Genomic DNA, 24,221 nt, shown 5'->3' with positions numbered 1-24,221 from the left:
AATGTCATTTATATTGATAACTTCTGTTATTGAGCAAAAGAGATTAACAAACGATGCTGATATCTGGTTTAGGGACCTCAGCACCCATAAGTAAGAATATTTAGTAAGATGATATGATGTTGTTCCTGTTTTTATCCCCAAATAATCATAAAAAGTGGGGGCTATATGCTCAGAGCTAAAACAACCGGCCAACGAGCTTGCCGGTATCTATTTTTGTTGTTGATAACCGTGACTCCATTTAGCTTTGCGATGGTTGATAGAATTGATACAGCCAGTCTCATATCTTATAGGGCTAGTGATGGTTTGTTACTTGATGTTGCCAAAGCGGGTGAGCGTCTTGTTGCTGTAGGTGATCAAGGTCGAGTACTGATTTCTGATGATCAGGGTAAACAATGGCGCCAAGTTCAATCACCGGTCAGTGTGCTACTAACGGCTGTATTTTTTTCCGATGTAAAACATGGTTGGGCCGTTGGCCACGATGGCGTATTGATACACACAAAAGATGCCGGAGAAACCTGGGTTAAGCAGCTCGATGGTCGGCAATTGAATGCATTGCAATTTAAAACGTATCAGGCGTTGGTTGATGCTGGCGGTGACCCACTAGCGCAAGACTTACCCGTGGATGAGTTGGAATTTTATTTAGAAGATGCGGCACTAGCCGAAGAAGAGGGGCCAACTCAACCGCTGTTAGATGTTTTCTTTATTAATAATCAGCAAGGCTTTTTATTGGGCTCGTATGGTTCATTTTTAAAAACAGAAGATGGAGGTGAGCATTGGTCAGTATTATCTCATCGCTTACCTAACCCCGATCGCTTTCACTTGAATGCGCTTTCACTCGTGTCACAGGATAGCCGTCAAGTCTTAATTATTGCAGGAGAAGCAGGGTTACTGTTTCGTTCTAATGATCTTGGCGAAAGCTGGGTAGCGCTCGACTCTCCTTATGAAGGTTCATTTTTTGGTTTATCAAGTTTTGAGCAACAAGGGCAATCACAGTTGTTGGCACTGGGCTTACGTGGGCATCTATTTACAAGTGGCAATACAGGAGACTCTTGGCAACAGATTGAATTACATAGCTCATCTTCCTTAACCAGTGCGTCTGCTTATGGCAATGAGCTGATGTTAGTCGGGCTGGGTGGGTTGGTATTACATACGTCTGTTAATGATGATCTAGTGGGTAGCTTTAAATCTTTTGAACAACATGATCGTCGTGCTTGGAGCTCTGTTGTACGTGTTGGTGATGGCTGGGTAGTGGTGGGTGAAAAAGGTATAAAACGTATATCTGATAAGGCGTTGGAGGCTAGTTATGAGTAATTCATCGTCCACATCAGGGCAAACATCAAAAACGGCATCAAAGCTAACGTCTGCGCTGTTAGGTCCCATTAAGCTCTCCGAACAACTAATTGAAAGAGTCCTGTTTCACAAGCGCATGCCGGTGTTGCTTATTTTTGTTCTACTCACGCTCTGGCTCGGTTTTCAAGCGGTGCAGATTCGTCCTGATGCCAGCTTTGTGAAGATGATTCCCACGAGCCATCCTTATGTTGAAAACTATTTAAAATATCGTAGTGACCTTTCAGGTTTAGGTAATAGTCTGCGGGTTGTTGTACAAGCCAAAGATGGTGATATTTTTACCGCAAAATTTCAAGACACTCTAAAGCAAGTCACCGATGAAGCGTTCTTTATTCCGGGTGTGGATCGTTCAGCGCTTAAATCTATCTGGACACCCAACGTCCGTTGGACTGAGGTCACCGAAGAGGGTTTTGAAGGAGGGCCGGTAATCTCTCCTGAGTACGATGGCAGTACTGCCAGTTTAGAGCAACTGCGTACTAATGTGTTGCGTTCAGGGCAGGTGGGCATTCTTGTTGCGAATGACTTTAAATCCGCCATTATTCAGATGCCGCTGTTCGATAAAGACCCATCCACCGGCGAAAAGCTTAACTACCAAGCTTTTTCGAGCAAAGTAGAGGAGTTAATCCGTAATAAGTATGAAACCGCAGATATTCAAATCCGTATTACAGGGTTTGCAAAAATCGTTGGTGACTTAATTGATGGGGCTAAGTCAGTTGCACTCTTCTTCGCTATTGCGATTGGAATTACGCTGGTGTTGCTTTATCTCTACTCTGGCAGCATAACTGGCACACTCATTCCAATAGGCTGCTCATTAGTCGCTGTGATTTGGCAGATGGGTTTATTAAAAACTTTGGGTTATGGGTTGGACCCGTATTCAATGCTGGTGCCTTTTTTGGTGTTCGCTATTGGTGTAAGTCATGGTGTTCAGGTGGTAAACACCATTCGATTAGAGCAGTCAGAAGGTGCTGATCCGTGGTTAGCAGCACGGCGTGCTTTTCGTGCTATTTATATTCCAGGCTTAACAGCACTTTTATCGGATGGCTTAGGCTTTGTCACCCTAATGGTGATTGATATTCAGGTTATCCAAGATTTGGCCGTAGCTGCATCAATCGGTGTGGCAGTGATTGTTCTGACTAACCTATTATTACTGCCGCTCTTGATGTCGTATGTGGGTGTGGGTAAGAAAGCGATTGCTAAGATGCATGCGAGCCAAAATAAAGAAAGCTCACATTGGCAGCTGTTTATCGTGTTTGCTAAACCTCGTGGGGCTGTGACTGCTGTTATCTTTGCATTATTTGCTTTAGGTGTTGGCCTTTATGGTAGTCAAAATCTCAAAATTGGTGACTTGGATAAAGGTGCACCAGAGCTGCGTGCTGACTCGCGCTACAATCTCGATAATGCTTTTGTCACGGATCACTATTCCACCTCAAGCGATATATTTGTAGTGATGGCGACAACACAAGCAGACCAGTGTACTAGCTATGCGACACTGGCGTTGGTGGACAGTTTCCAAGCGTTTTTAACTAACGTGCCAGGTATTCAAAACAGTGTGTCACTGGTGAATGTATCTAAGCGTGTGACTGCTGGATTAAACGAAGGCAATCTCAAATGGCGCAGTGTTAGCCGTAATCAGTATGTGATTAACGCTTCATTGGCTTATGTTCCTTCAGGCTTTATGAACGGTAGTTGCTCATTACTGCCGGTGATTATTTTCTTGGATGACCATAAGGCAGAAACCCTTGAGAGAGTTTCAACTGCCATCGAAGGGTTTGCAAAACAGCATAATAGTGATGACCTTAAGTTTGAAATGGCTGCTGGGAACAGCGGCTTTGAAGCTGCCACTAATGACGTCATTGGTATCGCGCAATACGAGATGTTGGCGTGGGTGTATGGTGTGGTTAGTATTCTATGCTTGTTAACATTTCGTTCGATAAAAACCGTGATCTGTATTATTGCACCACTAGCGCTCACTTCGGTGTTGTGCCAAGCGTTAATGGCGTACCTAGGGATTGGTGTGAAAGTAGCCACCTTGCCCGTCATCGCTTTAGGTGTGGGCATCGGGGTGGATTATGGCATCTATATATACTCTCGCTTAAATAGTTATCTATTGCAGGGCAAGGGTTTGCCAGAGGCTTATTTGGCAACATTAAAGACTACGGGATCATCAGTGGCTTTTACCGGGCTTACACTAGCCATTGGCGTGGTACTGTGGTTATTTTCACCCATTAAATTTCAGGCCGATATGGGCGTGCTGCTCACCTTTATGTTTCTTTGGAACATGTTAGGTGCACTCATACTGCTGCCGGCGCTGGCGTGTTTATTACATAAGCATAATGTCGCTAAAACGGGGGAGAACACGCATGTTTACTAAAAAGGTGCTAGTGGCATTGGATGCCAGTGATGCTGCTGAAAAAGCGTTTAAACGTGGAGTGTTAATCGCAGACCGGATGGGTTGCGAGCTTGAAGTGTTGTGGTTGATTACTCCGTTACCGGGTCACGCCATTATGCGCTTTATGGCGTTACTCAGCGCGGATGGTATGCAGATTAAGCAGCACTACCACCAAGAGAAGAGCTTTTTGAAAGATGTGCTGGCGCGTTGGAGAAATGATCACTTTTCATTGCTCATTAAAAGTTGCGACATCTCACATAAAGGTTTACTAGCTCCGCTTGATTGGCAGCTGTTGCGTCAGGCTCCATGCCCTGTGCTATTGGTGAAGCGTGATAGCTTGTGGGAGGGCGGTAAAATTATGGCTGCTGTTGACCCACTTTCGTGTAAAAAAAGCTGTTTGCAGTTAAACCAGAGTGTGCTGATGATGGCGGGTGTGATAAGCCAAGAAACTAAAGCAGACTTACAGGTGATTGTCTCATATGCACCACCGATGTTGGGCGCCGATGCAGAAAGCCAGTCAGCTGATATGTTAGCTGACAACGTTAGCCGTGCCGCACATGCTTTGTTAGATGCTATGAAGGTCACGGCTGGTACTTACCATATCGGAGAAGGTCCACCGGAATACTGGATCCCTAATGTGGCAGAGGAGCAACACGCTGCATTGGTGGTCATTGGTACACATGGTCGAGGTGGTATAAAAGGTGCTCTTTTAGGCAATACGGCAGAGCGTATACTCGATAGGCTTAGCTGTGATGTTCTGGTATTACGTGAAGGCTTGTCAGGAGATTTCGATGAGCTTTTGAATAATGTGTAAACACAAAAAATACGTATAATTGGCATTAATTTAAGCCTCTGCATGCACTTCACAATAAAACTAAAGGTATACAAGCATTACTCGTAATTCGGTCGATAAATGATTTGTATAATAACTCTTAGCACCTAGCAGTAGTCAGGCTGAAGTTGTAATGTTCATTCGAATGATGGGCTGATTATTTAGCGAGAGGGGCATAGTTAAAAAACTGGACTCAAGGTTAACACTGAGCCCAGTTAAGGTGTTTTGATTATTTTGCTTTCAGAAAGTTCGCAACGTTTAGCAGGATGAATTCGTTGTCATCAGCACGTCCTTGCTGACGACCAACGGAGAAGGGGTAGTTGTTATCGTTAGCGACGATAATTGTTTCTTCATCCACACGATCGACATCTTCGATCGTAACAAATGGGAAGCTGAAAATACCATCTTGAGTGCCACGGGGTGCAATGCCGTCTGGGTCTTTGATTTTCATCAAATCGATATAAGCAATCTTGCGTAGAACATTTTTCTCATCCACCTCACGCAAGTCGATCAAGTAGATTCGTTTAAACTGAGCAGGGTTAGGCGCCCAGCCTTCACGTGGATCCCCTTGGCCACTGTCGCGTTCAATAATCAGTGCGCGGTGTGCATCAATCATATTGAAATCACCAATGGCATGACTGGCAGCGGCTAACGGGTAGTAGCGGATACTATCCTTCCATTGTTGTTTTACATTATCAAATGCCAAAATGCGTAGCACTGGCTGGCCGTTGATGGTTTCAGAAGCGGCCGTGTTGGCATCGTAAACTGGTTTTTCTAACAGTGGATATAGTGTTTTACCGTCACGAGATATCGCCATTCCTTCATAGCCGCCGGAACGTTTAGTTATGATTGGGGGAGCGTCCTTACCAGGGTTGGCTAGCTTTACAAAGGCGTTATCGGGAGAGGTATAGAGTGTCTCGTCGATTTGTGTGGCGATTACGTTTTGGATGACACCATTCTTATTAGTCTTTAACAGCCAAGGGCCAAACTCGTCTCCAAACCAGTACCCGTCGCTAACCGGCTGAATTGACTCGATGTCAAAATCAGCACCAGTCAGGTAGCGCTGTTTACCTGTCTCATCAATGATAGGAAAAGGCACTTTGTTATTAGGATCAGACAGGAAGGTTGTTTTATCAATGATCACACGGCCGCTTTTCCAATCGGCTGTGATTTCATGAAACATCAGCATAGCATCCGGAGAGTTTGCTTTAGTGCCAAAACCGTTGTCTGTGAGTACGAGAAATTGGTTATTGCCGAGTGATCGGATTCCGGAAAACCCTTGTAAAGGCTGGCCAGGGAAAGGGCGAGCAAGTTTTGTTACATCATCATAGATTCCGTAAGCAGTGCTCATGCGGTGGTTGTCTTTTGCGGTAAAGCGTCCAGACTGGTTAAAGTAGAGAGGGGCATTTTTTGGCGGTAATACGAATGACTGGGCGGGTAGTTGAGCATGCGTTTTTAGGGTGGCGTCATATTCAGGTACCGCTTGGGTAGCGTTGCCAGCAAAGATTGCTGAAGAAGTGCTTAACGCTGCTAAGGTCAGAATGATGGCTAAACGTGACATCGATAACTCCTGTGAAATTTAGGAGGCGTGATAACGCCAGAAGGCTAGGAGGTTCAAGAATAAAAATAATATGTGACGTGACGTTTACAAGAATGTAGCGTTTCTATATCACTGGCACACATGAAATTCTGACACCTTCAGAAGATATCCGTATGCGTTGCTATAGTGGCAACTGCTTATTAGTACTGCGCGAGGGGTTCTCTGATAACTCTGATTTTTCTGCAATATCAAGCACTCTATAGCCTCCCTTTTTTATGTGAAATTAACTAGGGAAATAGAAGAGTAGGTCAATAATATTCACCTACTCTTCATCACTTCAGGCCATAATAATGCACCTTAAAAACTAAATGAGTGGCGCTTATCATGGAACAATTAGAAACCTATATCGAACAAGCCAAAGAGTTGGTGCTGGTGTATGGCACACAGTTTTTGATGGCTTTGGCTGTTTTGCTCATTGGTCTTTGGGTAATCACTCGTTTTACGCGCTTTTTACAAGCCTCTATGTTTAATAAGCTCCCAGACCAAACATTGGGTAGTTTCTTAGCCAGTGGCATTAATATTGTTCTTAAAGTGTTGTTGGTCATTAGTGTTGCCTCAATGGTGGGTATTGAAACAACCTCTTTTGTAGCTATTCTAGGGGCGGCAGGTTTAGCCGTTGGTTTGGCACTGCAAGGGAGCTTGTCCAACTTTGCTGGCGGCGTCATGGTGCTAATTTTCCGTCCCTTCAAAGTAGGTGATTATCTAGAAGCCCAATCGTTACAGGGGTTTGTAAAAGATATTGGTATTTTTGTAACAACACTTGAAACCTTTGATAAGCGTATTGTGGTTATTCCTAATGGTCCTTTAGCCAATGGAAATTTGATTAATCATACGGCCAGTGATATTCGTGCTGTCGAATCCAGTATTGGTGTGGCATACAGTGATGATATCTATAAAGCTAAAGCGGCTTTGGAAGCTGTGATTCAACAAGATGATCGTGTCTTACAGAGCGAGGACAACGTCGTTGCTGTGGTTAATCTTGGTGATAGCTCCATTGACTTTATGGTGCGCGCTTTTGTGAAAACAGATGATTATTGGAGTTTTTATTTTGATATCCTACCTCGCTTGAAAACAGCGGTAGAAAAAGTGGGTTGTAGCATCCCATTTCCGCAGCGCGATGTGCATCTTTATCAAGACAGATAAATACTTAAGAGCTTAAATGTTTCTAAAAAGGCGGTTATCCCACCGCCTTTTTATTTTTTGTAATAGAGCGTTTTAAAATGAAATAATTAGAGGGAATTATGCGATTTAAATATGTATTAATGGTTATTTTTGCAGTGTTTTTTGCAGGTTGTTCACTTGTTCCTGACCTACCTGGCCCGATTGGTATTCCTGGTTTATAAACAGGGTTTGTTAGCAGCATAATTTATACCAGATGCTTAATTTTTCTTCTTAAGTATCTTATTTTTTTTATGTATATGTATATGTTGAGTGGTATTGCTCTAGTGGCTTCATCGGGTTATTAAATTGAATAATTATTGGAGCTATCGTGCAAAAAATAGTATTAAAAGGTTTTATCCTTGTCCCATTAAAAGACTTATCTGCGATACAAAGTGAGATTGTTAATCACAAGAGGCTGACTCTTAAAGAGTCAGGGTGTTTGGTATTTGAGGTAACTCAAGCCAAAGAGAATCCTTGCCGGTTTGATGTCTATGAAGAGTTCATTGATAAAGCGGCATTTGATATGCACCAAGAAAGAGTTAGAAGTTCTCTCTGGGGTGAAGTATCAGAGAATGTTGAAAGACATTACGAAATATTGTGTAAATGAATATCTGTATTAGCTATAAAAATTATTGGTGACTTAGATGCATATCAGAAAATCACAGCCATAATAGTAGTGTAGATAACATGTGATGGCTGCATAATATTTATTCAATGTTAACAAGCATAAGCGTTCAGGGAACTCGTTTCTGTAAGCGTTATCACTATCGGGGGAAGTATATGGACACTGAAGATAATAAGGAAGACTTGGTTCACTGTGTTTATACAAGTGCCCAAACGATTGAGTTCTCGCAGGATGATATCGTTGCGCTGCTTGAGAAAGCTAGGATAAAGAACTCTGCACTGGGAGTGACAGGTATGCTGCTTTGCGATAGTGGTTCTTTCTTTCAAATATTGGAAGGAACGCCAGAGGCAGTAATGTCATTACTTACGGTAATACAAAGAGATAAGCGCCACGACCGAGTTGTTAAAGTGATATATGAGAGTATCGAAGTTCGAGATTTTTCAGAGTGGACTATGGGGTATTCAGGCGTTACTAGAGAGGACTTGAAAAGTATAGAAGGTTTAAATGACTTTTTTCATACGACTAACCAATATACCGACCTTGATGAAGGCAGAGCTAAAACATTGCTTAAAGCATTTAAGGAAGGTAAATGGCGATCATCTCTTAGTTAAGAGTGAATAAGCATATTAACAGTGAATACGTATGGCCTCTCTTTTATTCGTTTTTACAATGTATTTTATGGATATTAAAGAAACCATATGTAAGATGAATCCCTACTTGTACAAGCCTATGTTTATGTTGTTAAACTCAGGGGAGTTAATAAAATATCCCCTGTGTGTTAATTAGATCTTGGGTTTATGTAAACCCACCTGCTTATAGCGTTTCCATTTCTCTGCTTGATAAATAAAGAATTTTCATTGGCATGTGCCTTGTAATGTTTATTCATAAGCGCTGTCTTCGGCTATTTCACAAGTTAGAGATATAAAGAGTGATTTGAAGGCTGAGAATAGCCGTTTGGTAAAAGCCAACTTGTTGTTGCAACAAATCCTAGAAACTCCCTACCCAACGACCTGTATAGAGCTACAGATGACAAGATTCAATCCGCCGAGCAATACATAAGAAGTAAGAGCCAATAGTCGGTATTTACGTCCTCGTTTTCTGCTCTCAAGTTTCCTATTAATCGGGCGATAGTGTTATCTGTCAATGGCTCTCAATGCGATTGGCCACGTAACCTGATTAACTGAATGAAAATCAAAGGGCGGATATGTTAAAGGGAATATCATTTTTATTGCTGTTTTCAATATCAATGTTCTCAAACGCTTATGTTATTAGCGGAGAGAAGTGGGGAGATCCTGAGTTTGGTTCGGGGGCTATTGTTAGTTGGAGCTATATGGATACAGGGCTTAGCTGCAATGGAACCTATGAGTCTATCGGATGTAGTGTGACGTCATTAGCTGATTTTATGCCGTTGGGTTTTGAAAATGAAATTGAACGCTCCTTCGATGCGTGGTCTGACATAGCCGGCCTAACTTTTATACAAGTACCCGATAGTGGTGATGCATTTAATGCGCATGGGTCTTCGGGAGATATTCGCCTAGGTGGACACTCTTTTGATGGGCCCGGTGGTATTTTGGCGCATGGTTATCTTCCACAGCCAGGTAGTTCGGCAGCGGGTGATATCCATTTTGATTCTGGTGACTTATGGACGACCAGCTTTGGTACACCTGGGTTTGATATTTTCCAAGTATTTACTCATGAGCTAGGTCATGCCTTAGGCTTAGATCATACTAATGTTCCTCGCTCACTGATGAACCCTTATTACACGCAGGCTTTCTCTGGTCCTCAGGCAGATGACTTTGCCGGGATTCAGTATCTTTATGGGCTTCCCGCTGCAGGTAATGAGGTCCCTGAACCTGCTTCAGTTTTCTTATTGATGATTGGTCTTTTAGGCTTGATAGCGGTTAGAAAACGGCACAAGGTAGTTTCTGATGCTTAAAGCTACCTTTGTTGCTGTGTGGGCGTTAACCTGCCTGTTAACAGCAACAGTGAGTAATGCTTCATTGGCTAAAATCACAGAACAAGATTTAAGCGACACATCTGTAGCGATAGTGTTCGCTGAATTTATTGGAGCATCTGAGCTACAAATAGAAAGCCAAAACCTCAGGCTGAGTGTAGGGGTTTTGCGTGTACAGCAAGTATTAAAAGGTTCTTCTCACGTTAATGTAATGCTTATTCGACAATATCCACGCACGGGTGTTGTGAGTGATACCTATAATTTTGAAGTAGGGCAACTTGGCCTGTGGTTTTTGCAAAAAACACCTAGTGTGGAGGGTTTATATCAGGCCTTGGACCCTGCACGCTTTATTGAAATGGATGAATCCAGCCCGGTTCTAGAGCATTGGAAAGCATTGCTTGGCGGCTCCGCGAGTCCGTAACACTGCATTTTTGTAGTGATAGTCAAAGACGAAAAATAGACGTCATAGTTTTTTCTAATCGCCTCGCTTAAATCATTCAATTTAGAAACTGCTTGTTAAAGGGATAGATTGTTCTTAGAGCAACAAATAGCCCACAACAACAAGTAGAGGTGTGTCATGAGTAAGTGTCCTTACCATACAACAACCGCAGGTAGTCCGGTTGCGGATAATCAGAACAGCCAAACTGCCGGCCCACGTGGTCCTGTATTAATGCAGGACTGGCAACTCATTGAAAAACTAGCTCACCAGAACCGTGAGCGTATACCTGAGCGAGTCGTTCATGCAAAAGGTTGGGGGGCATTCGGCACCTTTACTGTCACGCAGGATATTTCTCGCTATACACGCGCAAAAATCTTTGAACAAGTGGGTAAACAAACCCAGTTGCTGGCACGCTTTTCTACGGTGGCAGGTGAAGCTGGTGCCGCAGATGCCGAGCGCGATGTACGTGGCTTTGCGCTTAAGTTTTATACCGATGAAGGTAACTGGGATATGGTCGGTAATAACACCCCGGTATTCTTTATTCGCGATCCGCTTAAGTTTCCTGATTTTATTCACACACAAAAGCGCCACCCTAAAACGAATATGCGCTCGCCTACTGCGATGTGGGATTTTTGGTCCCTTTCTCCTGAATCGTTGCATCAGGTGACTATTTTGATGAGTGACCGTGGCTTGCCCACGGATGTGCGTCATATTAATGGCTATGGTTCGCATACATATTCGTTCTGGAATGATGCGGGAGAGCGCTTCTGGGTGAAATTTCACTTTAAAACGCAGCAGGGGCATCGCCATTGGACGAATGAAGAAGCAGAAGGGGTCGTCGGCAAAACACGTGAATCTACACAAGAAGATCTTTACGGTTGTATTGATAAAGGCGATTTTCCTAAATGGACTGTGTATGTACAAATCATGCCTGAAGCCGATGCGGATAAAACCAGCTATAACCCTTTTGATCTAACCAAGGTGTGGCCGCACGCAGAGTATCCATTAATTGAAGCGGGAGTTATGGAGCTCAACCGTAACCCAGATAACTACTTTGCTGAGGTAGAGCAGGCAGCATTCTCACCTTCTAATGCAGTGCCGGGAATCGGTTTTTCACCTGATAAGATGTTGCAGGCACGCTTATTTAGTTATGCAGATGCACATCGTTACCGTATAGGTACACATTACGAAGGGTTGCCAGTAAATACACCGAAATGCCCAGTACATCATTATCACAAGGATGGTGCTATGAATTTCATGGGACAAAAAACGGGGAATGTTGATGCCTATTACGAGCCAAATTCATTTGATGGGGCCGTTGCGAAACCTGATGTAAAAGAGCCTCCGCTAAAGCTTAGTGGAGAGGTAGATCGTTATGATCATCGCGAAGGTAATGATGATTTTAGCCAGCCTCGTGCACTGTTTGATTTGTTTGATGATGGCCAGAAGCAACGCCTCTTTAGTAATATTGCTGCAGCGATGCAGGGTGTGCCGCAAGAGATTATAGAGCGTCAGCTGGCCCTGTTTAAGCAGGTTCATTCGGATTATGAAAAGGGAGTTCGAGAGGCTTTGTAAAAGCTCAATTTTGTATTGTGGTTTTACTAAGAAGGGGGCTGTTATGCCTCCTTTTTATCGTTTGGAGTGAGGCCAGTTAATCTATGTGTAAGGGCCATTTGAAAATTTTATAGCGTCATTTATTGAAAATCTAAAAAAAGCACACTACTTTTTAAAAATAGTAATAATAAAAATATTTGAAGACCGGATGTCTATCCATAGCAGATCACGGCTCTTCTTTTGCAGGTATCCTCCATGTTTTTGAAAGTCACGCACCGGATTGCTCTTGGTTTTGCACTGCTCGTTGTTTTTATCATGATTGTCGGTGGTGGGGGACTGTGGGGAACCTCCGATATTAATGCTCGGTTACATAAAATAACGGACGTGTCGCTACCTGTTTCTAGCGGAAGTTACCATCAGCTATTGGCTTTACAAGAAGCTAACATTGCTTTGCTTAGAGTGTTAACAAATGATGATGCCGATCCTGCATCGCGACAGGAATATGAAAAATCATTTGAGCGGCAAATGGTACTGTTTACTGAAGCACATACAGTGTTGGCGCCCTTGTTAGCTGATGATGTAGAGTTGCTCGAAATGTTTGATGAAACGGAGAAAACCGAAATAGCTTTCTCCAAGGCTGCTTTAAAAGTGATGGCGCTGCATGAAGAGAGCTTGGCTCTGTTGACACGTACTCGCCAAAAGGAAAGTCGTTTTCAGCGTCAAATGGACACCTTAAATACCTGGGGACAACAATACCTATCTAAAAATAATAGCGGCGGCTCTGAAGCACGTGTATTTATGCGTAGCGCTAATACTCATAAATCTCAGATTATTAATTTTAAACAGAATAATGATTTTAAAGCGTTAGATATTGCACTTAAGGAAACCGAAGGCGCTCTTAATAAAAGTTTGGCCGCTTTGGCAAAGGCTGACCCTAAAGCAGGCCGCATTAAAGTCTTGATTAAAGATTTAGTCGAGCAGATGTATAGCGATAAAGGTGTGGTGCAGCTGTATCGAGAGTTAGATCATGTGAATACTCAACAAGACGCACAGCTGCAGAAGGTTAATCTGTTCCTTAAGCAGGCACGAGAGTCCGCTGAAACGTTCAGCCGTCTTACTCAAGAGCGTGCAGGTATTCAGCGTGTAGAAGCAGACGAAGCGAGCTCGCTCAGTCAACGTGTTATTATTGCTTTGCTAGTGGGTGCAACCCTTATCGCTATTTTGATTAGTGGTTTGGTGGTGCGTTCTATTTCTCGGCCATTACAAGAAATGCTGCAAAAATTGTCAGCGGTTGCTGAAGGTGATATGCGAATTGCTTTTAATCATAATAACCGAGATGAGTTTGGCCAGCTGGGTAGTGCATTAAATGAAGTTGTTGAGCGCTTGTGTGGTTTGTTGTCTCGTATTGGTAGTGCTTCTCAACAATTGACCGGTGTTGCAGAGCAAAATGCCGTTATCAGCGATCAAACAACCACGGCAATGGCGGGGCAAAGCTTACAGTTGGAAAGCACATCGTCAGCGGCGAATCAGCTTGAGTCTACAGTAACAGAAGTTGCCAATCATGCTCGTGCAACCTTAGAGGCTGTGCAGCAGTGTGAACATTTGAGTACCGATGCAGAGCGTTGTGTACAGCAGACGTTGGCCAGTATTGAGCAACAATCGTTCGATATCAAAGAAGCAGTGAAACAGAGTGATCAGCTTGATAAATATAGCCAGCAAATTGGCAGCATTTTGGACACGATTGGAGAGATTGCTGAACAAACGAATCTATTAGCACTTAATGCTGCTATCGAAGCGGCAAGAGCTGGAGATCAAGGGCGTGGCTTTGCTGTCGTTGCTGATGAAGTTCGAAGTCTCGCTAGCCGAACGCAAAACTCCACCCAAGAGATCCAGAACATGGTGGTGAACATGCAGCGCAGTACTCAGCAGGTTGTGCAGGTGATGCATCACAGTGTTGAGCAATCTCAGCAATGTGTATTGCATGCAGGAACCTCGCAAACGGCTCTGCAAAACATGAATAGTTCCATTGCCAACATTCGTGAAATGAGCACGCAGATTACCGAAGCTACGGGGCAGCAAAATGGTGCGGTTGAAGAGGTGAGTCGTACATTGGTGACCATTAACGAAGCCGCTACAGAGATTGCATCAGGCGCTCAAAATGTAGCAGAGAGCAGTCAAGGATTGCTAACTATTGCACAGGAACAGAAGCAGTTGATTAGCCAGTTTAAAACTGCTTAGCTTTTTGTGGCTATTTACTTTGTAAAAAACACAGTTAGCTAGTGGGTTCTGTTGGTTCCTCATTGGCAGGCGCTAGCTGGTTTTTTGCCTCAATCCACTGCGCCATATACTTGGTACTCTTATGCTGGTGATGTAATAGCATTTGGCCTGTGAAGTTAGCGAGCCTATGCTGGGTTAGCTGTTCCGCCTCAAGGAGCGCTTCTACACACGAAAGTAGATTTGTTTGAATCTTTGCCTGACAAAAGTGATCAGTGAGTATCTGGTAGCCTCGTGTTTGTGCTACCTGCCACTGCTCATCGTTTGAGTATAAATTGATAGCTGCTTGTGCAAATTTTTCGGGCGTATTTGTTTGTTCTCCACTCCAGGATGCCTCGCTCTCGATCATTCCCTCTGTGCCAATTGTTGTGGTTACAGAAGGCGTACCATTTCTCATGGCATCAACTAGTTTACCTTTGATTCCTGCACCAAAACGCAATGGTGCTAACAGCACTTTGGCTTGGCGCATGACAAGGTGTGCATCTTCAACCCAGCCTTTAACCAAAAAACCTTCTTTTTCGTTATGCAGTGCCGTTGCTTTGGGTGGTGGGTAAGCGCCATATATATGGAGTTCTGCATCAGGTAAGTGTTGCTTGATAAGTGGCCATAGCTGTTGTTTTAGCCAGAGTACAGCATCCCAATTAGGCGCGTGGCGAAAATTACCAATGCTGATAAAGTGCTGGCGCTCACTAAAGAGCGGGGTGTTTTCCTGAGCGGTGGGCAACATAAAAGGACAGTGGGTAAGCAGGTTATTGGGTATGCCAAAATGCTGTTTGAGTAGATTAATTTCAAACTCTGACACCATAAGGGTTAGGTCAGAGCGATAAACCGCTGCAATTTCTCTCTTGCACTGATCCTGTTTAGCCATTCTTTGGTAAAGCTCTTGTGGGGATGATAACTGTGAGATATCTAGGTTATCAGCACGTAGTTGTTGCTTTACCCATTGGTGACGCGCTTCGCGCAAGCTATGCAGGTCTTCTGTGTCGAGTATGCGCAATGCATTTGGGCAGCATTGCTCGACTCGCCAACCAAATTGTTCTTCCATCATAAAACGGTCAAATAACACTATGTCTGGTTGTAGCTGACCAACCCACTTATCAAAACATGATGAGTTAAGCTCGATGGCAACTTCATCTACACCTAATGAAACGAGGTCAGCTCGGTGTTCACTTAACGCTGCAGGGCTCGCAAAGGTGATTTTCCAGTTATGCGTTAGAAACAGCTCAATAAAGGAGAGCATGTGATATCCCGCTGCTGATGAGCGGGGTTCAGGCCAAACGTAGCCAATGATTAATAGTGTCTTCATGAGGCTATTTTAAACTAAATAGGCAGTTATCAGTCATATTTAAAGAAGCTGTATTGAATTAATTTGTCAGATTTTTGCAGTGCACAATGTACGTATTTATGCTGGTTATGAGCGTATTGACACTATTTGTTAGTGATGTTGGCACCTTTTGTTATTGGTGGGTGTTGGATTTTCGTCCATTCTTACTTAAATCATGACATTCATGCTTGCCTACTACATCGTGTTATCCGGGCGCATAAAAAAAGAACAGAGGGATTGAATATGCCAGAATATAAAGCACCAATACGTGAAATACAGTTCGTAATGAATGAGGTGCTTGAATCTGAAAAGCACTATGCCAATTTGCCCGGTTGTGAAGATGCTACACCGGATATGATTAGCGCCATTATAGAAGAAGGGGCTAAATTCTCTGAGCGTGTTTTATCACCGCTAAACCAGATAGGTGACCAAGAAGGCTGTCAGTTTAATGATGGTGAAGTGACAACACCGACTGGTTTTAAGGAAGCTTACCAGCAATATGTTGAAGGTGGATGGCCATCACTGGCTCATGATCCAGCGCATGGTGGGCAAGGGTTGCCAGAGTCGATCGGAACGGTTATCAGCGAAATGGTTGGGACGGCGAACTGGTCTTGGGGTATGTATCCTGGTTTAAGCCATGGTGCTATGAATACCTTGCAAGAGCACGGTACTGATGAGCAGAAAGAAATCTATCTTACCAAGTTAGTGAGTGGTGAGTGGACAGGTACAATGTGCTTAACCGAACCGCATTGTGGTACAGATTTAGGTTTGTTACGTACTAAAGCAGAGCCGCAGGCGGATGGTAGCTATAAAGTCTCGGGAACCAAAATTTTTATTTCTGCCGGTGAACATGACATGGCAGACAATATCATTCATATTGTTTTGGCGCGCTTACCTGATGCGCCAGCAGGCACTAAAGGTATATCTTTATTTATCGTTCCTAAGTTTATGCCTGAAAATGGTGCTGTCGGCTCACGTAATGGCGTTGCTTGCGGTTCGCTAGAACATAAGATGGGTATTCATGGTAACTCTACTTGTGTCATGAATTTTGATGGAGCCACAGGTTATCTCATAGGACCTGCAAATAAAGGTCTCAACTGTATGTTTACCTTTATGAATACCGCACGCTTGGGTACTGCTTTACAGGGTTTAGCCCATGCTGAGTGGGGCTTTCAAAACTCACTTCCTTATGCAAAAGACCGGTTGCAGATGCGCTCATTGACGGGCAAAAAGAACCCCGAAGGTGCTGCAGATCCTATTATCGTGCATCCAGCAGTACGTAATATGCTATTGACACAAAAAGCTTTTGCCGAAGGTGGACGTGGGCTGATCTATTTCTGTGCTCAACTCGTGGATAAAACAAAACTGGCTGATACAAAAGAAAAAGCAGAAGCCGATGCATTGCTTGCTTTCTTAACGCCAATTGCAAAAGCCTTCCTTACAGAGGTAGGTTTTGAGTCCGCTAACCATGGGGTACAGGTGTATGGAGGGCATGGCTTTATCGCAGAATGGGGTATGGAACAAAATGTCCGTGATGCACGTATCTCAATGCTTTATGAAGGCACGACACAGATCCAAGCGCTTGATTTATTAGGACGAAAAGTGCTGATGACCCAAGGTGATTCGCTTAAAGGCTTTACTAAAATGATTCACATCTTTTGTAAAGAGAATGCCGATAATGATGCTATGAAGCCATTCATTGAGCCGCTTGTCGCGCTCAATAAAGAGTGGGGTGAACTCACTATGGTTATTGGTGCAAAGGCGATGCAAGATCGTGAAGAAGTAGGTGCTGCGGCGGTAGATTATCTGATGTATTCAGGTTATGTGACGCTGGCATATTTTTGGGCACGTATGGCTCATAAGGCACAAGAGGTACTTGACCAAGGTACTGACGAAGAAAATTTCTATAAAGCAAAACTGACCACCGCGCGTTTTTATTTTGCACGTTTATTACCTCGTACACGCTCTCATGCCGAAATTATGAAGTCAGGTGCTGAGAGTCTGATGGAAATGGATGAAGAGCATTTTATTTTTTAAGTAGTTGCTCTTAAGATCGCTTCATCAAAAGAGAGTGGGTGTTGTGTGGATTTTGAAATACCGAGTGGGCCGTTGGTTAGTTCAAAAACTATTAAGTTTTAATACTAAGCGTTATAAAAAAGTAAAATAAGTGCTCCAAAAGTGAGCAGCCAAACCAATAGCTATGGTGCTATGTCTAATCTAGCAGAGGGAATGAGCATGTCTGATCTGAATAAAGTTTTTGACGAGATGAAGAGCCGTTTTAATAGTGCAGCGGCAGCAGGGATGGATGTTGTCTTCCAGTACCAGATTGATGATGGCGAGCCGTACCATGTGACAATCGCAGATGATAGCTGCGTTGTTGCTCAAGGGGAGCATGATGAGCCTTCTGTAACATTGTCGATGGATACACAGACGTTACAGGAAGTTATTTCTGGTGAAACTGATGGAATGCAGGCGTTTATGACGGGTCGCATTCGTGCAGATGGCGATATTATGCTCGCAACGCGCCTGACAGCGCTTTTTCCGGTGGCATAAAACGTAAAGATGGGCGAGGCTATGGGTAGATTGCATAGCCTGCTAGGCCAATGCTGAGCAAATTAACTCTATTTGTGAAAATACAGTGGTGATCGGACGTAATTCCGCCTACCAATAACAATAAGATTAGGGGCAACTAATGGACAATGCGCGAGGGACTTGGATTCCTGCTGAACTCAATCCGCAAGGTTACAACACCATACTCGATGTAGTGGCTAGTGTGTGTCAGCGCTACGCTGAACGCCCTGCTTTTACTAGCTTTGGACGAACGCTCACGTATGCAGAGATGGATATGTTAGCAGATGCTTTTGCTGTTTATCTTCAGGAAGAGACCGACCTGAAGCCAGGTGACCGGCTTGCCATTCAGCTGCCTAATCTTATCCAATACCCTATTGTGTTGTTCGGCGCATTACGTGCGGGTTTAGTCGTGGTTAATACTAACCCTTTATATACACCGCGTGAGTTGGAACATCAGTTTAATGATTCGGGTGCTAAGGCGCTGGTAATTCACGCCAGCATGGCGCACAACGCTGAAAAGATTATTGATAAAACACAAGTTAAGCATGTGTTTGTAACTCAGGTTGGTGACTTGCATGGCTTTATTAAGCGTACGTTATTAAACAAAGCAATTAAGTACATCAAAAAAATGGAGCCTGATTATAACTTGCCGATGGAAATTTCTTTGCGGAGCGCCTTATTAAGCCGTATCGGGAAAAAACCGCAGGTAGTTAGCGTACAAACAGAAGATATTGCAGTGCTTCAGTATACCGGCGGGACGACAGGCGTGTCTAAGGGAGCTGTATTAACACATGCAAACTTAGTTTCTAATATGCTTCAGGGTAGTGAGTTAATTAGCCAAGCTGATAGTCGTTGGTCTGATACGTCTATCGCGCCTTTGCCGCTGTACCATATTTATGCATTCACACTTTCACAAATTGTTATGGAAGCGGGTGGTCATAGCGTATTGATTGCCAACCCACGAGATATTCCAGGGTTTGTTAAAGAGATGAAGCGTTGGAACCTTACCAGCTTCATGGGGTTGAATACTTTATTTGTTGCTCTGTGCAATAACGATGATTTTAAATCGTTAGATTTTAGTCAATTAAAAGTGACTATTTCTGGTGGTATGGCACTGACTAAAGCCGCTGCAGATCAATGGAAGAATGTTACTGGCTGCGACATTATGGAGGGTTACGGGTTAACCGAGACGTCCCCTGCGGTTGCTATAAATCCTCCGGGTAAAGTGGGTATTGGCACAATCGGCTGGCCTTTAAAAGAAACTGATGTGCGTATCATTGATGCCAAGGGTGTTGAAGCTGGCGTGGGTATAGCCGGTGAACTTTGTGTAAAAGGCCCTCAGGTAATGAAAGGTTATTGGCAAAGAGAGCGAGAGACTGAGGCGTGTTTTACCAGTGAAGGTTACTTTATTACGGGTGATGTTGCTATTAAGGAAGACGATGGTCGGCTGCGAATTGTTGATCGTGCTAAGGATATGATTATTGTTTCTGGGTTTAATGTTTATCCGAATGAAATAGAGGACGTTGTTACCTTGCATCCCGATGTACTTGAATGTGCAGCGATTGGTGTTAAAGATGAGCGTAGCGGTGAAGTGCCTAAGCTGTTTGTCGTTAGAAAAAATATGGAACTAACCGAGAAAGAAGTGCTGAAATGGAGTAAAGAGAATTTAACGAACTACAAGGTGCCTAAGTCAGTAGTTTTTGTTGAAGACTTGCCAAAGTCTAATGTAGGGAAGGTGCTGCGCAGGATGCTAAAAGATAACAGCGGTAATGCAAAGGCTGATGTGGCCTAAGAGGACATTATGCCTTTAACAAAACCCGTACGTCGCAAACACGCACATCGCCGTGCCATTACTTGTAATGGTTACGAGCGAGAAGATGGTTTGTGGGATATAGAAGCTCAAATGAGTGATATAAAAGCTGAAACAGTCGAAAATCCCGAACGAGGTGGTTTTGTTGCTGCTGGCGAAGCGTTTCATGATATGGCGATTCGCTTTACGTTAGACCGTACCTTATTCATTCATCATGTAGAAGCGGCAATTGATCAATCACCGTTCAAAATGTGTCCTGGCGCTGCAGGGGTTTTTAAACAGTTGGAAGGTACTCGCATTGGACCGGGTTGGCATCGCAAAGCTAAAGAAGTGGTCGGTGGAGCAAAGGGGTGTACGCACTTACATGAGCTATTGCCAATTCTAGCGACAACCGCAATCCAAAGCTTATGGCCGAGCATGGAAGATGATGTTATGGATGCGGGAGCCAAAGTAATGCTGAACACGTGCCGAACATGGGCACAAGATAGTGATGTTATTAAGCGTTATTTGCCTGACCACTATAATGAAGAGCCCTATATCGCTTAATTTTTCGGGAGAAAACACATGAGCCTTCCTACTTTGTTGCAAGGACGTTTATCCTTGCCTCTGATTTGTGCGCCGATGTTTTTGGTATCAGGACCTGATCTCGTAATAGAGGCATGCAAAGCGGGTGTTGTCGGTACTTTTCCTGCTTTAAATCGACGCACCAGTGAGGAGTTTGAATCTTGGCTGATCGAAATAATAACAGCACTAGAGGCATATACAGCAGAAACCGGTAAACAAGCGGCGCCATTTGGCGTCAATTTAATCGTGCATAAAAGTAACCCGCGCTTACAGGCTGATCTAGAGATTTGTAAGCGGCACCAAGTGCCACTGATTATCACATCTTTGGGTGCTGTTCCTGATGTTGTTGAGACAGTCCATTCTTATGGTGGTTTGGTATTTCATGATGTGGCGACAATTCGCCATGCAGAAAAAGCGGCTCAGGCAGGTGTCGATGGCTTGATCGCTGTTTGTGCGGGTGCCGGTGGACATGCCGGTGTACTGAGTCCTTTTGCTTTCGTGAATGAAATTCGTACCTTCTTTCAAGGCAGCGTTATCTTGTCAGGTTGCTTATCAACAGGTAGAGATATTGCTACGGCACAAACGCTCGGGGCAGACTTAGCTTATATGGGTACGCGTTTTATCAACACGCAAGAGAGCTTAGCGGTGACAGAGTATAAGCAGATGATTGTTGATAGTAATGCCAAAGATATCGTTTATACGCCCGAAATATCTGGCATCCCCGCTAATTTTTTAAAACCAAGTTTACAAGCAGCTGGGTTAAATCCAGAGACTGGAAAACCGCAGGAAACTGATGGTGCAGTAAGTGGTTCAGGCAGCAAAGAGCTGAACCTTGGTGAAGAACTAACAGCACCTAAAGAGGGTGCTACTGCTTGGAAAAGTATCTGGTCAGCCGGGCAGGGAGTCGGCTCGGTTAACAGTGTGCCTAGCGTAGCAGAATTATTGGTAACGCTGCATGATGAATATATCGATGCGACCGTGGATTACGCTCAGCGAAGCCGTGAATACGCATTGAAAATATAAGGAGGGTTTAAGTATGAGTAAGGTTGAGCATGTGCTGCAACAGCAAGATGGAGCTGTACTGGTTTTACAGATTAATCGTCCTGATAAGAAAAATGCACTGACATTAGATATGTATCAGGCATTGATAGATGGCTTGCTGTTTGCTACTGATGAAGATTCTATTCGATGTGTGTTGATATCAGGTAGCAATGATTGCTTTACCTCGGGTAATGATATTCTAGATTTTATGGCTGCTGCGGTTGGCTCAAATAAAGCGGCATTACCCCTTAAATTTTTGCAGACGATATCGACCTTTAGTAAACCTGTGATTGCCGCCGTGGCGGGAGATGCTGTCGGTATTGGCACCTCTATGCTTTTACATTGCGATCTGGTTTATTGTACTAAAGATGCGCGCTTTCAGTTACCGTTTGCCCGTTTAGGTTTAGTGCCAGAAGGAGGTACAAGCTTATTATTGCCACAGCAGCTGGGGCACAGGCTTGCATTTGAACTATTAGTATTAGGAAGCCGTGTTAGCGGTGTTCGTGCTGCTGAGCTTGGGTTGGTTAATGGTGCGGTAGATAGCCCTTTGAGTGAAGCCAAAGCCGCTGCGGCTCAATTGGCAGACATGGCACCTCAGGCAGTTAAGCTCAGTAAAAATATGATGAAAAGCCATCAACAAGCAACGCTGCAAACAGTATTAGTGGATGAGGTTGAGCAGTTTAAAGAGCGATTGGCTTCAGCTGAAGCTAAAGAAGCCTTCAGTGCCTTTATTGAAAAGCGTCAGCCAAACTTCAATTAATCGACGGGGAAAAGCGTCTGATTTATCTTTATCGCTAAAGGTATTGTCAGGGGGCGTTATATGACCTTGCTTTACGTTTACGTTAAGGTAATATAAATAACTGCTAAAAGACTAGGTGGTTTCCCTTGTATTTATGGGGTGTTTTGCGAGAATAGTTCTAGTCGTCAGTAAAACAGGTATTTTTTGTTATTGTGGCTTGGCGGTTTAGAATTAATAATTAATACGTAAGGTCTGGCGTTCAGACCATCAAAAGAACAACAAAAGCGAGGCTTGTATGAAGATACTTGTCGCTGTAAAGCGCGTCATTGATTATAACGTCAAAGTACGTGTTAAAGCGGATAAAACGGATGTGGATCTAGCTAACGTAAAAATGGCTATGAACCCGTTCTGTGAAATTGCGGTTGAAGAAGCAGTTCGCCTAAAAGAAAAAGGTGTTGCCACTGAAGTTGTTGTCATCTCTATTGGTGCTAAACAGTGCCAAGAACAGATTCGTACAGCGTTAGCACTTGGTGCTGATCGTGGTATCCACGTAGAAACTGACACAGCTCCAGATTCTTTAAGTGTTGCTAAGTTGATGGCTAAAATTGTTGAAGAAGAGCAACCTGGATTGGTTATTCTTGGCAAACAAGCAATTGACTCAGATAACAACCAAACGGGACAGATGCTAGCAGCCTTACTGGATCGCCCACAGGCAACCTTTGCTTCTGAAGTCGTTGTTGATGGCGATAAGGTAAGTGTGAAGCGTGAAATCGATGGCGGTTTGCAGACGCTTGAGCTGGACTTGCCAGCCATTGTTACCACTGACCTACGTTTGAATGAACCGCGTTATGCTTCATTGCCAAACATCATGAAAGCCAAGAAAAAGCCACTGGATGTTAAAACCCCTGCTGACTTGGGTGTTGCCGTTGGTAGCAATATTACATTGGTTTCGGTTGAGCCACCTGCTGAACGCAAAGCAGGCATTATAGTGGGCTCTGTTGCTGAGCTGGTCGATAAACTGAAAAATGAAGCGAAGGTATTGTCATGAGTATTCTAGTTCTTGCAGAACATGATAACCAGGAGCTGAAACCGGCAACGTTAAACACAGTTGCAGCTGCTGTTAAAGTGGGTGGAGACATTGATATTCTGGTAACTGGAAGTGGTTGTCAGGCTGTCGCTGAGCAAGCGTCTAAAGTCGCAGGTGTACGCAGTGTACGTGTTGCAGACAATGCTGCTTATGAGAACCACCTAGCAGAGAACACCAGTAAATTGATGGTGTCTATCGCTGAAGGCTATACACATATCTTTGCATCTTCTACATCAGATGGTAAAAATATTTTACCCCGTGTAGCTGCATTGTTAGATGTAAATCAGTTATCTGATATTTCGGCTGTTGTGAGTGCTGATACTTTCCAACGTCCAATTTATGCGGGTAATGCTATTGCTACCGTTAAGTCTGCAGATGCTGTCAAAGTAGCTACTGTGCGTGGTACAGCATTTGATCCTGTTGCTGCTGACGGTGGTAGCGCAACCATTGATGCTATCGGTGAAGTGATTTCATCAGATAACTCACGTTACGTAAGTGCTGAGCTGGCTAAATCTGATCGCCCTGAACTAACATCTGCTTCGATCGTTGTATCAGGTGGTCGTGGTATGGGTAATGGCGAAAACTTTGAACTGCTATACACGCTTGCAGATAAGCTAGGTGCGGCTGTTGGTGCATCACGTGCCGCTGTTGATGCTGGCTTTGTACCTAACGATATGCAGGTTGGTCAAACCGGTAAAATGGTGGCCCCAGACCTTTATATTGCGGTTGGTATTTCTGGTGCGATTCAGCATTTGGCCGGTATGAAAGACTCAAAAATCATTGTTGCGATCAATAAAGATGAAGAAGCGCCTATTTTCCAGGTGGCTGATTATGGCTTAGTTGCTGATCTGTTTGATGTAGTTCCTGAATTGGAAGCTGCCTTGTAAGTGACAACAAGCGGCAATAGAAT

At 43.8% G+C, this 24,221-nt stretch carries 20 protein-coding genes; 18 read left to right on the top strand and 2 right to left on the bottom strand.

Translation table 11 applies throughout. The annotated features are described in order from the left end of the window. Window positions 1-165: 165 nt before the first annotated feature. Genes NEJAP_RS16590 through NEJAP_RS16580 form a run of 3 tightly spaced genes read left to right on the top strand, consistent with a single transcriptional unit; the run spans window position 166 to window position 4,550 of the window. Window positions 166-1,311 carry a WD40/YVTN/BNR-like repeat-containing protein gene (locus NEJAP_RS16590; protein WP_201348265.1) on the top strand — a complete coding sequence of 382 codons (1,146 nt, stop codon included), beginning with the start codon at window positions 166-168 and terminating at the stop codon, window positions 1,309-1,311. Next, window positions 1,304-3,718, top strand: a complete 2,415-nt coding sequence (locus NEJAP_RS16585) for an efflux RND transporter permease subunit (RefSeq protein ID WP_201348264.1) — start codon at window positions 1,304-1,306, stop codon at window positions 3,716-3,718. The genes NEJAP_RS16590 and NEJAP_RS16585 overlap by 8 nt, the downstream gene beginning before the upstream one ends. Continuing rightward, on the top strand, window positions 3,708-4,550 hold the full coding sequence (locus NEJAP_RS16580) for a universal stress protein (protein ID WP_201348263.1): 843 nt from the start codon (window positions 3,708-3,710) through the stop codon (window positions 4,548-4,550). The genes NEJAP_RS16585 and NEJAP_RS16580 overlap by 11 nt, the downstream gene beginning before the upstream one ends. A 247-nt stretch (window positions 4,551-4,797) precedes the next feature. Here the strand turns inward: NEJAP_RS16580 and NEJAP_RS16575 are convergent, their stop codons facing one another. Then, on the bottom strand, window positions 4,798-6,129 hold the full coding sequence (locus tag NEJAP_RS16575) for an esterase-like activity of phytase family protein (RefSeq protein ID WP_201348262.1): 1,332 nt from the start codon (window positions 6,127-6,129) through the stop codon (window positions 4,798-4,800). Window positions 6,130-6,492: 363 nt separating this feature from the next. Between NEJAP_RS16575 and NEJAP_RS16570 the strand changes: the two genes are divergently transcribed. The 7 genes from NEJAP_RS16570 (at window position 6,493) to NEJAP_RS16540 (ending at window position 14,139) form a co-directional block, all read left to right on the top strand. Further along, window positions 6,493-7,311 carry a mechanosensitive ion channel family protein gene (locus NEJAP_RS16570; RefSeq protein ID WP_201348261.1) on the top strand — a complete coding sequence of 273 codons (819 nt, stop codon included), beginning with the start codon at window positions 6,493-6,495 and terminating at the stop codon, window positions 7,309-7,311. A gap of 346 nt (window positions 7,312-7,657) precedes the next feature. Beyond that, window positions 7,658-7,936 (top strand): putative quinol monooxygenase, encoded by a 279-nt coding sequence (locus NEJAP_RS16565; protein ID WP_201348260.1) that lies wholly within the window; start codon window positions 7,658-7,660, stop codon window positions 7,934-7,936. A 173-nt stretch (window positions 7,937-8,109) separates the two neighbouring features. Then, window positions 8,110-8,565: a BLUF domain-containing protein gene (locus NEJAP_RS16560; protein ID WP_201348259.1), complete on the top strand. Its 456-nt coding sequence runs from the start codon at window positions 8,110-8,112 to the stop codon at window positions 8,563-8,565. Between the two features lie 593 nt (window positions 8,566-9,158). Then, on the top strand, window positions 9,159-9,890 hold the full coding sequence (locus NEJAP_RS16555) for a matrixin family metalloprotease (RefSeq protein ID WP_201348258.1): 732 nt from the start codon (window positions 9,159-9,161) through the stop codon (window positions 9,888-9,890). Continuing rightward, the gene (locus NEJAP_RS16550; RefSeq protein WP_201348257.1) at window positions 9,883-10,329 is read left to right on the top strand and encodes a hypothetical protein; all 447 of its coding nucleotides are present in this window, start codon (window positions 9,883-9,885) and stop codon (window positions 10,327-10,329) included. Before NEJAP_RS16555 ends, NEJAP_RS16550 begins: the two co-directional genes overlap by 8 nt. A gap of 156 nt (window positions 10,330-10,485) precedes the next feature. After that, window positions 10,486-11,922 (top strand): catalase, encoded by a 1,437-nt coding sequence (locus tag NEJAP_RS16545; RefSeq protein WP_201348256.1) that lies wholly within the window; start codon window positions 10,486-10,488, stop codon window positions 11,920-11,922. A gap of 234 nt (window positions 11,923-12,156) precedes the next feature. Then, window positions 12,157-14,139 (top strand): HAMP domain-containing methyl-accepting chemotaxis protein, encoded by a 1,983-nt coding sequence (locus NEJAP_RS16540; protein ID WP_201348255.1) that lies wholly within the window; start codon window positions 12,157-12,159, stop codon window positions 14,137-14,139. A gap of 34 nt (window positions 14,140-14,173) precedes the next feature. Here the strand turns inward: NEJAP_RS16540 and NEJAP_RS16535 are convergent, their stop codons facing one another. After that, window positions 14,174-15,481 carry a glycosyltransferase gene (locus NEJAP_RS16535; protein ID WP_201348254.1) on the bottom strand — a complete coding sequence of 436 codons (1,308 nt, stop codon included), beginning with the start codon at window positions 15,479-15,481 and terminating at the stop codon, window positions 14,174-14,176. A gap of 261 nt (window positions 15,482-15,742) precedes the next feature. Between NEJAP_RS16535 and NEJAP_RS16530 the strand changes: the two genes are divergently transcribed. The 8 genes from NEJAP_RS16530 (at window position 15,743) to NEJAP_RS16495 (ending at window position 24,198) form a co-directional block, all read left to right on the top strand. Next, entirely contained in the window at window positions 15,743-17,536 is a 1,794-nt protein-coding gene (locus NEJAP_RS16530) for an acyl-CoA dehydrogenase C-terminal domain-containing protein (RefSeq protein ID WP_201348253.1), read from the top strand. A 198-nt stretch (window positions 17,537-17,734) separates the two neighbouring features. Then, entirely contained in the window at window positions 17,735-18,052 is a 318-nt protein-coding gene (locus NEJAP_RS16525) for an SCP2 sterol-binding domain-containing protein (protein WP_201348252.1), read from the top strand. A 139-nt stretch (window positions 18,053-18,191) separates the two neighbouring features. Then, window positions 18,192-19,862, top strand: coding sequence for an AMP-binding protein (locus NEJAP_RS16520; RefSeq protein ID WP_201348251.1), 1,671 nt, complete (start codon window positions 18,192-18,194; stop codon window positions 19,860-19,862). 9 nt (window positions 19,863-19,871) lie between these two features. After that, window positions 19,872-20,426 carry a DUF2889 domain-containing protein gene (locus NEJAP_RS16515; RefSeq protein WP_201348250.1) on the top strand — a complete coding sequence of 185 codons (555 nt, stop codon included), beginning with the start codon at window positions 19,872-19,874 and terminating at the stop codon, window positions 20,424-20,426. Between the two features lie 18 nt (window positions 20,427-20,444). Next, window positions 20,445-21,467 (top strand): NAD(P)H-dependent flavin oxidoreductase, encoded by a 1,023-nt coding sequence (locus NEJAP_RS16510; RefSeq protein ID WP_201348249.1) that lies wholly within the window; start codon window positions 20,445-20,447, stop codon window positions 21,465-21,467. Window positions 21,468-21,480: 13 nt separating this feature from the next. Then, window positions 21,481-22,245, top strand: coding sequence for an enoyl-CoA hydratase-related protein (locus NEJAP_RS16505; RefSeq protein WP_201348248.1), 765 nt, complete (start codon window positions 21,481-21,483; stop codon window positions 22,243-22,245). 274 nt (window positions 22,246-22,519) lie between these two features. Continuing rightward, window positions 22,520-23,272, top strand: coding sequence for an electron transfer flavoprotein subunit beta/FixA family protein (locus NEJAP_RS16500; protein WP_028469642.1), 753 nt, complete (start codon window positions 22,520-22,522; stop codon window positions 23,270-23,272). After that, the gene (locus NEJAP_RS16495; protein ID WP_201348247.1) at window positions 23,269-24,198 is read left to right on the top strand and encodes an electron transfer flavoprotein subunit alpha/FixB family protein; all 930 of its coding nucleotides are present in this window, start codon (window positions 23,269-23,271) and stop codon (window positions 24,196-24,198) included. The genes NEJAP_RS16500 and NEJAP_RS16495 overlap by 4 nt, the downstream gene beginning before the upstream one ends. The last annotated feature ends 23 nt before the right edge of the window (window positions 24,199-24,221 follow it).

Origin of the sequence: Neptunomonas japonica JAMM 1380, from assembly GCF_016592555.1 — a bacterium.
GTDB classification, from domain to species: Bacteria; Pseudomonadota; Gammaproteobacteria; order Pseudomonadales; family Balneatricaceae; genus Neptunomonas; species Neptunomonas japonica_A.
The sequence above is the reverse complement of the archived record's forward strand: the minus strand, read 5'-3'. Positions and strand labels throughout refer to the sequence as shown.